The organism is Massilimicrobiota sp. An80 (genome assembly GCF_002159255.1).
GTDB lineage: Bacteria > Bacillota_I > Bacilli_A > Erysipelotrichales > Coprobacillaceae > Allocoprobacillus > Allocoprobacillus merdigallinarum.
In genome coordinates, this window is sequence record NZ_NFHI01000005.1 from 13,604 (window position 1) to 25,117 (window position 11,514).

10 protein-coding genes are annotated in these 11,514 nt (G+C 26.7%); all 10 read left to right on the forward strand.

The window, feature by feature from the left end; all coding sequences use genetic code 11:
- The first annotated feature begins 19 nt into the window (after window positions 1-19).
- The 10 genes from B5G32_RS02400 to efp all read left to right on the forward strand — a co-directional run bounded on the left by B5G32_RS02400 (window position 20) and on the right by efp (window position 11,504).
- On the forward strand, window positions 20-997 hold the full coding sequence (locus B5G32_RS02400) for a virulence RhuM family protein (protein ID WP_087935739.1): 978 nt from the start codon (window positions 20-22) through the stop codon (window positions 995-997).
- A gap of 602 nt (window positions 998-1,599) precedes the next feature.
- The gene (locus tag B5G32_RS02405) at window positions 1,600-2,541 is read left to right on the forward strand and encodes a hypothetical protein (protein ID WP_087935740.1); all 942 of its coding nucleotides are present in this window, start codon (window positions 1,600-1,602) and stop codon (window positions 2,539-2,541) included.
- 102 nt (window positions 2,542-2,643) lie between these two features.
- The gene (locus B5G32_RS13905) at window positions 2,644-2,796 is read left to right on the forward strand and encodes a hypothetical protein (RefSeq protein ID WP_204209598.1); all 153 of its coding nucleotides are present in this window, start codon (window positions 2,644-2,646) and stop codon (window positions 2,794-2,796) included.
- A gap of 137 nt (window positions 2,797-2,933) precedes the next feature.
- Complete coding sequence (locus tag B5G32_RS02415; RefSeq protein WP_087935741.1) at window positions 2,934-3,173, forward strand: hypothetical protein; 240 nt, start codon at window positions 2,934-2,936, stop codon at window positions 3,171-3,173.
- 404 nt (window positions 3,174-3,577) lie between these two features.
- Window positions 3,578-4,897, forward strand: a complete 1,320-nt coding sequence (gene brnQ, locus B5G32_RS02420; RefSeq protein WP_087935742.1) for a branched-chain amino acid transport system II carrier protein — start codon at window positions 3,578-3,580, stop codon at window positions 4,895-4,897.
- Window positions 4,881-5,552 (forward strand): hypothetical protein, encoded by a 672-nt coding sequence (locus B5G32_RS02425; protein ID WP_204209600.1) that lies wholly within the window; start codon window positions 4,881-4,883, stop codon window positions 5,550-5,552. Before brnQ ends, B5G32_RS02425 begins: the two co-directional genes overlap by 17 nt.
- A 603-nt stretch (window positions 5,553-6,155) precedes the next feature.
- Complete coding sequence (locus tag B5G32_RS02430; protein WP_087935743.1) at window positions 6,156-8,171, forward strand: hypothetical protein; 2,016 nt, start codon at window positions 6,156-6,158, stop codon at window positions 8,169-8,171.
- A gap of 9 nt (window positions 8,172-8,180) precedes the next feature.
- Entirely contained in the window at window positions 8,181-9,527 is a 1,347-nt protein-coding gene (locus B5G32_RS02435; RefSeq protein WP_087935744.1) for a hypothetical protein, read from the forward strand.
- 115 nt (window positions 9,528-9,642) lie between these two features.
- On the forward strand, window positions 9,643-10,872 hold the full coding sequence (gene pnuC, locus B5G32_RS02440) for a nicotinamide riboside transporter PnuC (protein WP_087935745.1): 1,230 nt from the start codon (window positions 9,643-9,645) through the stop codon (window positions 10,870-10,872).
- Between the two features lie 74 nt (window positions 10,873-10,946).
- On the forward strand, window positions 10,947-11,504 hold the full coding sequence (gene efp, locus B5G32_RS02445; protein ID WP_087244004.1) for an elongation factor P: 558 nt from the start codon (window positions 10,947-10,949) through the stop codon (window positions 11,502-11,504).
- Window positions 11,505-11,514: the final 10 nt, after the last annotated feature.

The following is an 11,514-nucleotide window of genomic DNA, read 5'->3' on the forward strand; positions in this document are numbered from 1 at the left end:
AAAGGAGGAGGCTTACTGAATGGATAATAATTCAAAAATGATTATTTATACAACAGAAGATGGTTTGGTGAAAATAGAAACAACTTTTAATGATGAAACAGTTTGGTTATCGTTAGATCAAATGTCATCATTATTTCAGAGGGATAAATCCACTATATCTAGACATATTAAAAATATTTTTGATGAAGGTGAATTAATTAAAGGATCAGTTGTTGCAAATTTTGCAACAACTGCCAGTGATGGAAAAACATATCATGTTGATTACTATAATCTAGACGTAATTATCTCTGTTGGCTATCGTGTAAAATCAAAACGAGGAGTTCAATTTAGAATATGGGCAACTAATCTTATTAAAGAATATATGAAAAAAGGTTTTGTGCTTGATGATGATCGTTTAAAAGAATTAGGTGGAGGAGGATACTTTAAAGAGTTGCTTGAAAGAATTCGAGATATTCGTGTATCTGAAAAAGTATTTTATAGACAGATACTTGAAATATATGCTACAAGTATTGATTATGATCCAACAGCTGATGTTTCTATCCAATTCTTTAAAAAAGTACAAAATAAGATTCATTATGCTATTCATGGAGAGACTGCAGCTGAAGTTATTTATCATAGAGTAGATGCTGAAAAGGAATTTATGGGTTTGACTACTTTTGCAGGTAATCAACCAACACTAAGAGAGGCAAAAATTGCAAAGAATTATCTCAATGAAAAAGAGTTAAAGGCAATGGGGCAACTTGTATCAGGATATCTTGATTTTGCAGAAAGACAAGCACAGCGTGAACAAGTGATGACAATGGAAGATTGGGTCAAACACCTAGATAATATTTTAACGGTCACTGGAGAACAATTATTAGTTGGCAATGGTTCGGTTTCTCACCAACAAGCTATGGAAAAAGCTGAAACAGAGTATAAGAAATATAAAGCAAGAACATTAAGTGATGTAGAAAGAGATTATTTAGATGCGATAACGGAGTTAGAGAATTTGAAGTAACTTCATCTATTACTATGTTTGAAATTTAGTTTTATGTAAAAAAAATCAATGATTTCTATTTAAAACTGTCATTGTAAGAATAGACATGAACTATGAATTAAAATGATTATTTTTTGTGATTGTTAATGAATTCCTTTTTGCTTTGAAGATAAATCATTTATTAATTTATTTCCAAAAATAATATTTTCATTTTTGAAAAATTGTTTGGTTGATTTGGTATTGGAAATTATAGATTTTATTATTTAAATAAGTATAATATTTATTAATAATGAGGTATTTAACCTCAAGACATCCTATGATGACGAGTGACGGTTCTGACTCGTCGGTAAAATAAAAAATGACCGAGAACTTGATGATGTGTGAGAGCAAAGACACATCGGTAAAATAAAAAATGGCTCAAGGATGCAAAATAGAGGAATCTATAACAGGTTCCTCTTATTTTTAAGGATATATAAAATAGAGAATTGAGAAATATAAATTGATTAAGTGATTTTATAAAAATTATTTTGTATATTACATCATTTCATATTAACAATATATATTGAATATTAACAATTAAAATGTTGATATATTATATATCATGTTAATATGGAGGTGGAATAATGAATGCATTAAATATCTTAGGATTAAAAATTGAATTAGAATCATGGGATAAAGTGAAGAAAGTGCCTTTGTATATTAGTAATCATTTTTTTATTCAAAAAGCTTCAATAAATGGAATTTATTGTTTGTCATTGACGCCTTATGATGTACTTCCACCATTATCTTCTTTAAAAAAACAGATAGCAAGCATTCAAGCTATAGAAGATTTACCAATTTATATCAATTTAAATGAAATATCATATTTTAGAAAACAAAATCTTCTTCAAAATAATATTCCCTTTATATTAAAAGACAAAATGGTATTTTTGCCTTTTATGACAACTTTTCTAACAAACCAAAAATTTAAGCAGAACATAAATGTGGAAAAATTAACACTTTCAGCTCAATTTTTATTTGTTTGGATTTTATATCAAAATGAAAATCAATATTTTATTAATGATGCTTTAGAGCTGCTTGATGTTTCTTATATGACATTTACTCGTTCATATCGACAGTTAGTTGCAACAACATTTTTTAAAGAACATAAAGTTGGTCGTAAAATTTATTTGACAACATCATTGAGTAAAGATGAACTATTTAAAAAAATGAGACCTTATCTTCAATCACCTGTAAAAAGTCAATTCTATATGATGAAAGATCAACGAACCCAAGATATGGTTTTAGCAGGCGAATCTGCTTTAAGTCAATATAGTTTTATGAATCCACCTCAAATAGAAATATATGCGATTGATAAAGCAAATAGTAAAGATCTTCATACCCAAAAAGAATTGTTTGATAAAGAGCAGCAAATAGAAGTACAGATCTGGAAATATGATCCACTACTATTTAGTGAAGATAAAAAACATATTGATAAAATATCTTTAATGACTTCTTTTTTAAATGGTCAGGATGAAAGACTTGATAAGGAATTAGAACAATTCCTTAAGGATACATTTTTGTAAGAGAGGAGACCTATAATGATTGGTATTGAATCATTTAAGAAATATTTCAAAGGTTTTGAAAGAGAATAATTCATTATCTAAGGGACAGCTTGTGAATTATTGATGTCAGAAAAAGATTTAGATTTCCGTGCGACTAAAGATATTGATATGGTTCTCATCATAGAAGCATTATCGAAAGAATTTGCAAAAGTATTTTGGAAATATGTTAGTGAAGCTCAGTATGAGCATATTCATAAAGGCACAAGTAAAACTTAATTTTATCGTTTCTATAAAGCAAAATCATCTGAATATTCGATGATTATTATAACTTTGTAACAAAAGGAATACATATCATTGATGGTATATCAATATGAGATGTTGAACATATGATTCCTTTTAAAGCAAAAGCTTGATTGGATTTAAAGGAACGTAAGGAGCGAGGAAATCATGTTGATAGTCGTGATATTAAGAAACATAAAAATGATATTATAAGATTATCAATGTTATTAGTGCTAGATAATAAAATTGAAATTCCTGATATGATTAAAAATGATTTATCTCAATTTATTCAAAATATAGATAAGGAAGATATAAATCTAAAACAATTACGTATTTCAAATATAGATAAAAAATTTTATGCTTTTATTATCTGAGATATATGGATTATCTGTATTGCAAATGTTTAGAAATATATAAATCGTTATTTGTATATTTTATGATGATAAATGATGATCTAATTGAGAAAGAGTAAGTAGTCATATTTTTAGATATATAGAAAATAATTTAAGAAATAGGAATCAAAATGTTTATAACTTTGTCTATAAGCATTTTTTAAATGTTGACAAGGTTATATGTTATTGTAATATTGTGTTATTGTAATATTGCTTTTTAAATGAAAAAATAGGAAATAGATATTTGTTCTAGTGTTTTTGATAAATCGTTGGTATAATAAAATTCACTGACTATGAATTGTTGGAGAGAGAATAAGATAGTTTTTATTCCCCTCCCATTTTATTGATGTGTATAATGTGATGGATTTTAAGGAGGTTTGTTTGTAATGAAATTAAGTAAAGAAAAAATGGTGGTTATTAGTTTTATGCTGTTTTCCCTTTTCTTTGGTGCAGGAAATTTGATTTTTCCACCATTTCTAGGACAGAATGCAGGAAATCATACTCCATTAGCCATCCTGGGATTTTTAGTTACTGCTGTTTTATTGCCAGTTCTTGGTGTTTTGGTTGTAGCAAAATATGATGGTTTAGATTGTTTATCAAGACAGGCAGGTAAGACTTTTTCTTTAGTGTTTACATTTTTAATTTATCTTTCTATTGGACCGGGACTAGGTATTCCTAGAGCTGCATCTGTGCCATTTGAAATGGCTGTTGCTCCTTATTTACCAGAGGGTTCAAATTTAACAATATGTATGGTTATTTATTCATTTGTTTTCTTTTTAATTGCTTTGTGGTTATGTTTAAATCCGGGAAAACTAGTTGAACGTATAGGTTATTTTTTAACACCAACATTATTGATTTTATTATGTCTTGTCTTTTTTGTTTTCTTGTTTAAAGGAAATGTAAGTGTTGTTGAAGCTACATCAGCATATCAGGAATTGCCTTTATTAAAGGGTTTTGTAGAAGGATATCAGACAATGGATACGATTGCTGCACTCAATTTTGGCCTTGTTATCGCAACAACACTAAGAAGCTATGGTTTAAAAGATAAAAATGATTTATTAAAACATACGATCTTATCTGGGATAATAGCTGGTGGTATTTTAGCGCTTGTCTATCTCATGCTTTCATATATGGGAATGTGCAGTTCAGGTATATATTCTATTCAAGAAAATGGAGCATGGACACTAAGATGCATAGTTTCTCAATTGTTTGGACCAGTAGGTGGTTATTTACTGGCAGCTATTTTTACACTTGCTTGTTTAACAACATGTGTTGGTTTAATTAATTCTATCTCACAATATTTTTCAACATTATTTAAAAAAATAAGTTATCGTACATGGGTATATCTTATCATAGGGTTTTCTTTTTTTGTATGTAATCTAGGTTTAACAACAATTTTAAGTATTTCTATTCCTGTTTTAAATGCGATTTATCCAATAGCAATTGTTTTAATCATTCTTGGAATAATGAAAAATAATCCGTATGTTTATCCTTTTGTTATTTTTGGAACAGCTATTATTAGTATTATTAATGCTTTAGATTTGGCGGGATTATCTATTCCCTGGTTCACTTCATTATGTCAGAAGTTACCATTCTATCAAATGGGATTTGGGTGGATCACTATTGCAGCTATTATGTATTTCATAAGTCATTTGATATATTTTATAAATTATAAAATGAAAATATCTTTTGTTAGTGATGAATAATCATTATTGGAGGAAAAAATGTTATTTTTTTGAAAGTATACGTGTACCTCAAAGAGAAGAATTAATAAAAAAACAAGTCATGGTTATTATAGAAATAATACTTTTTGGATTTATTTTGGGAGTTGTTCAAAAATGGTTGGATGAGTCAGCTAGTCAAATATTTCCATTATGGCTACAACAACTTGATATTTCTAATTATTTTGGACGACTATCTATATGGATTTTATTAGGAACAGTTATATCTGTACAAGCATCATCACCTTTAAAAGCATCAATTCATACATTTTGTTTTTTTATAAGTATGTTAGCTGGTTATTATTTATATTGTTATTATATAGTAGGGTTTTTACCAATAAGTTATATGATGATATGGGTTGTTATATCATTTTTATCTATTTTTATGGCCTATATATGCTGGTTTGCTAAAGGGGAAGGCATGATTGCAATCGTTATATCGAGTGGAATTCTTGGGGTATTGTTTGCACAGGCGTTTTCTTTAACGCAGGGATTTTATGTTTATTATATCATGAAAGTGATAACATGGGTTGTGGGTGTTGTTGTTTTGTATAGACAAACAAAGGAATTTATTGTTGTATTAGGGTTATCGCTTGTGATAGCTATAATGTATCAATTGTTTATTCCTTATTGGGGATAGTTTGAAGAGATAAAGATTTTTGTAAGGATGATCCTATAAATGAAGATGAAAAATAAGAAAGCATATAAAACAAGGTAAAGTTATATTCGTTGATATCGATGTTGATATTATATTAGTTTAATATGTGTTAGTTTTTTATTAAGGACTTGATTGTCCAAACAGTTCTATAGATTATACAGCAGATATTTGTATAATGGATATTGTTGATGAAGATTTTCCTGATACACTATTGATATATTAGTTGATCTTCAAGATGCTCTTATAAATAATAGTTATATACTTGATGTTCCCTCAATACTTATGAAGATGTTTCGGTTTATAATATTTTGAATTTTTTAATGTATGCTTCTGATTGTTTTGCCCTTGATATCCAAAGTATTCAATGACTGAAACGAATATAAAATGTATATCAAATCATTAGATTACAAGTTAAATATTTTTAGCTTAATCATAATTACTGTTAAAAGTATTGTTTCTTGATTTGAAAAATAAACTTATATAATCTTTGTAAATAAAATAAGATATCAGCTAAAAATATTGTTATAAAGGGTAGAATTTGATAAACTGATTGTAAGATGTTTTTTTATGAGTAGGTGTTGAATGATGAATACAGATGTAGTATATGATATTATAAATAATCACGCTGATAATGAAAAACTATTATTTTTATTAGATGCTCCAACGGGTTTTGGAAAGACACATAATTCTATAAAATATATACAAAAGAATTATAAATATAAAAAGATATTTTTTATTACCAACCAAATAAAATTATTACCTGATGTTGATAAAATGACAAGAGGCTTAAATGACAAAGATGCTAATGAATTAAAAGATCAATTGTTGTACTTAAGTTCTTATTATGATTCTTTTCAAAAGTATTTTGATTCAAGCTATAAAATAATGGATGAAGAATTTAAAAAAATGAACTATCAATTGATTATGACAATAAAAAGCTTAATTACTAATTTAGAAAATGAAAAAGATTCTCAAATTAAACAATTGTTTTATGATAAATTCACAAGTATTGAACGTGAATTTAGAAAACAAATCAAGGTATATTTAAAACAACAAAAATATACGAAGAGAGAGATTCAAGATTTAAAATGGTTAACAGATTTATATCCGTCAATATTGTTAGATAAAAAGCAAATTGTTTTATTAACAACTAAGAAATTTTTCTTACCTATAGATATGATTTATGAAAATCCAATGTTACTTTATAATAAGCGATTTGATAATTCTATTTTGTTTATTGATGAATTTGATACAACAAAGCAAGTATTACTAGATATAATCATTGAAAACACCAATAATAATTATAAAATAGATTGTTTTAGACTCTTTAGAATATTGCAGAATACATTTGAAAAAAATATTTTAGAAGAATATTCAAAAGTGTGGGAAAATGAGGAAGTTTCTAAGATAATAAAATATTTGAAAGAATTATTTCTAGAAACAAATAAAAAGTATCAGTCTTTATTAAATTTTCCTTTTAAAATAAAAGATGAATCACTTATTACAAAACATTTTATATTTAATGATGACAAAACTTTAACAATTGGTAAAGATACAGATAAGAAAATTTTTTATACATATCATGATCAAGAAGAAGGATATAACTACATTGTTAAAGTATACAAAAAAGATATAAAAGATGATTATGTTGAACTTGAACAAATATGTCATAGCGTTATCTATTGTATTAATGAGTTTTGTGAAAAAATGGTATTGATTATTAACGGATATATGGAATTTTATAACAAAAACAAACCAAAATTAGAAAGTAATTTGGCTAATCAAGACGGATGTCATACAATTATTGATTTTCTTAATATTGGTGAAGAGAATAAAAGATTTATTGTGAATCAAGTATTACAGAATTATACACATATCATTAAATTAAGAAAATATATATTTGAAGATATTGAAAATAAAAATGTTAAAAGAAATGGTAAATATAATTTCTATGAAAATGGTTTTTCTTATTTGGAAGTAAAAGATGATATTCAACATAACTTAGAATCAAAATGTTATTTATATAGTTATAACACAACTCCTGAAAAGATAATTGCATCTACTGCTTTAAATTATCATATTATTGGTATTTCTGCGACAAGTTCTTTTGAATCGCCTTTAGTTAATTATGATTTAAAATATTTAAAACAAAAATTGAATATAGAAAATTTATTCCCTGATCAACAAGAACAGTTACAAATGGAAAAGGTATATGATCAACAAAATCAAGAAATATATAAAGATGTGAAAATGAATATTCATTTTGTTGATGGTGGAGAAGATGAGGATTATTTTGAAGTTGTATGGAGAAAAATATTTGGCAATGAAAAAGAAGATATTCTTAATAATTATAAAAATGCTATAAGTAATCAAAAATATCTATATAGAACAATGGCTAATTTATATATTGTATTTTATGACTTCGTTGTAAATAATCAAAAATCATCCTTTATTTATTTTCTGACATTTAATTTAAATAATCGAAAAAATTTTGTGAAATGGATAATTGATTCATTTGAATTCTTATTAACAGGGATTAATGATGTTCAGTTTAAAATATTAGACAGTTTAGACTTTGATAAAAATTATGAAAATATATAAACAGAATATTTGGAAAAAGGTCAAAGAATCTTTATTATCACAAATTATAATACAGTTGGAGCAGGTATTAATTTGCAATATAAAGTAACTAAGGATAATTCAAAATATTGTCCCCATATAAAGATTGGGGAGGAACGTGACTATGATGGAATATTTTTATCTAAACCTACCAATATTATACCATCTCTTGAAAAATCTTATTTTGATTATAAACAACTTGCATATGCGATATATGCATTAGAATATTTAAAGGTTGGCAAACAGATTCAATATCGCCATTTTAAAGAAAGTATTTCTAATTTATTTAAAAGATCACTACTTAATTATGAAAAAAGTTATAAATTATCTTCATATTATCAATATGAAATGATATGTATAGGTGCTGCAAAAGTATTATCACAAGCATTAGGTAGAATATGTAGGACTGAAAATAAAAATAAAATAATCGACATATATATTGATAAAAGTATTTTAAATTATTTATATCCAATTCTAGATGTTTTAGAAAATAAAAATACAAATTACGAATTGAATAAAATATTAAAACATATACATGAAGAAGATATAGATTCAGACATATTATCTTATACGAAATTGAAAATAATTAATCGACAGGCAAATAGATATATTTGGAGTATACTATCACACTTCCGTAGATGGACGATTGATAAAATACAAGAGTGGCAATATTTAAGAGAATTTGTACTAAAATATCCAACATGTGATGATACAGTTGATTCTGATTTGTTAAATTATTATTTTTTATTTGAAGATAATATTAATAAATATAGTTATAACATAACAAAAAAAGTGTCAACTGATATAACTGAACTGGAGTATAAAATGTCCTCTGAACATTGTGGACTTGAAAAGGCAATAAAAAATATAAAAGGATTAAAAGAATATTTTTTAGTAAATGGTTATGCTATTAATTTTGAAAAGAATCCATATATTTTATCATCAAATTTATATCACCATATTTATAAAGGCGCTTTAGGCGAAGCTATCGGGAAATATTTGTTGTCATGTTATGGAATAGAGCTATGTGCAATTGATAACCCTGATTACTTTGAACGATTTGATTATTGTTGCAATGATATTTATTTTGATTTTAAAAATTGGGATGAAAGCTTTTTGATTGATGAGAGTAAGGAAGTAAAAAAGACACTTTCTAAAGCAAAAGAAGTAGGTGCTAGAAAAGTTTTTGTTATCAATGTTTTTAGTCAAAATTATAGAAAAGAAAAGATTTTTGGTAATCAGTTGATAACTGTACCATGGTTGTATGATTTAAAAACGAATCAAATTAACAGAGATATTATTACTGAGATAAAAATCAGTATAGAGGAAAGTCAATAAATTAAGAATCTATTTAAACAATAAAATTTCAAAATAAAATATATCATATTCAACCAAAATAGTTTATAATAGGAAAGCATGTTATAAATGCAAATGATAGGGGAGAAGGTTTGATATGATAAAGTTTTTTAAAGCCAATATGGAATCTAGAAAAGGGTTACGTATTGCAGAAGTTATTATTTCTATTTTATTATGTGTTGCTTCTATTGTATCTATTGGATATGGTATGTTCCAGGTGAATGCCAATGTCAATGATGCAAAGTTTATCCAAAGTATAGAAATGACTAGAGATAGGGAACTAGAAGATTATAGTGAGGATAATACTGTTTGTGATGTCACATATATAAGTGGGGATAAGCAATTAGTTGTTTCTTATTCGTATGAAGATTATGTTCAATTAGATGATGATAGTATTACAGCATATGAGTATGAAACAGATAATGGAACAAAGCTCTATTTTGATCATCAAAATATAAATGATCAGGAAATACAACATACATATGGACAAGTCAAAGCGAATGAATTGGCACCTGTGTTTAACTTTGGAATTGCTTCATTTATTTTGATAATATCTGTTTTGATTATGACATTATTTGCAAAACAGTTTACAACATATGAAAAATCATGGTTTTTATCAATCATGGTATTGGCTACGATTATTTCTGTTATTTTTCCAGAAGAAAGTGCAAATGGTGTCAATGGAATTATCATCATGTTGCTTTATCTACTAGATACATTCCTGAATATTCTTTGTGAGTTACTTATTTCTAAGCAATCAAGATATAATTTCCTTGTTTCTGTATTCGTAGAAATCGTAGAAATTGCAATGTGCGTTGTCTTAATGTATCGTTTTGCGACAATGGTCACAACATTACTATTCTGGTTACCAATTGATATTATTAGTTATATTAACTGGTCAAGACATAAAGATGAAGAAGAAAGTGAACTGACAGTTGTCAGAAAACTTAAAGGATATCAAGAAGTTTTAGTCATTGTAGGTATTGTGGTTTGGACAATTGTTGTAGGATATTTTATTAGTGGTTTAGATATCTCAACAGATTTTTATAATAACCAATTATTAGAAACAGCCATTATATATATTGATGCCTGTGCATCAGCTGTAGGCATTGCCAATGGATTGTTTATTTTCTTTAGATTAAGGGAACAATGGATTGCATGGTATATTTGTGCATTTCTTGAAGCTGTTATTAATGTGATTTCTGGACAATATGTTTTATTAGTTCTAAAATTAGGTTACTTTACAAATACAACATATGGTTATATCAAGTGGAGTAAGTATATTCAGTCCCATTCACAAGAAAAACAGACTCAAATATCTGCATGAGTCTTGTAGATTGTTTATAAAATTGGTAAAATAAGCATGAAAGAAAATCTTAAAAAATATAAGGAGTGAAAAATATGGCTATATCAGCAGGAGATTTTAGAACAGGATTAACTTTAATCGTTGATGGTGATCCTTGTCAGGTATTAGACTTTCAACATGTAAAACCAGGAAAAGGTGCAGCTATCTTGAAAACAAAAATGAGAAACTTAAAAACAAATGCAATTCAAGAAAGAAACTTTAATGCAAATACAAAATTTGATCAAGCTAATATTTCAAGAAAAACAGCACAATATTCATATAAAGATGGATCAACATTCTATTTTATGGATATGGAAACATATGAAACATATGAATTGGCTAATGATCAAGTTGGAGATACTCAATATTATATTATTGAAGGTTCAGAAGTTTCATTAATGTTCTTTGAAGGTGATTTATTATCAGTATCTGTACCAGAAAAAGTAGAATTAACAGTTGTAGAAACAGATCCAGCTATTAAAGGAGCACCATCTAACCAAACAAAAGATGCTGTAACTGATACAGGATTATCATTACGTGTTCCTCAGTTCATTGAACCTGGAGAAAAAATTGTTGTCTTTACAGCAGATGGTAAGTATGCAGGAAGAGCTTAATCAAGCTCTT

Bases quoted from the DNA above. Each gene is read 5' to 3' on its own strand.
- pnuC (WP_087935745.1), top strand. From the start codon at position 9,643: ATGATAAAGTTTTTTAAAGCCAATATGGAATCTAGAAAAGGGTTACGT.
- brnQ (WP_087935742.1), top strand. From the start codon at position 3,578: ATGAAATTAAGTAAAGAAAAAATGGTGGTTATTAGTTTTATGCTGTTT.
- B5G32_RS13905 (WP_204209598.1), top strand. From the start codon at position 2,644: ATGTCAGAAAAAGATTTAGATTTCCGTGCGACTAAAGATATTGATATG.
- B5G32_RS02430 (WP_087935743.1), top strand. From the start codon at position 6,156: ATGAATACAGATGTAGTATATGATATTATAAATAATCACGCTGATAAT.
- B5G32_RS02405 (WP_087935740.1), top strand. From the start codon at position 1,600: ATGAATGCATTAAATATCTTAGGATTAAAAATTGAATTAGAATCATGG.
- B5G32_RS02400 (WP_087935739.1), top strand. From the start codon at position 20: ATGGATAATAATTCAAAAATGATTATTTATACAACAGAAGATGGTTTG.
- efp (WP_087244004.1), top strand. From the start codon at position 10,947: ATGGCTATATCAGCAGGAGATTTTAGAACAGGATTAACTTTAATCGTT.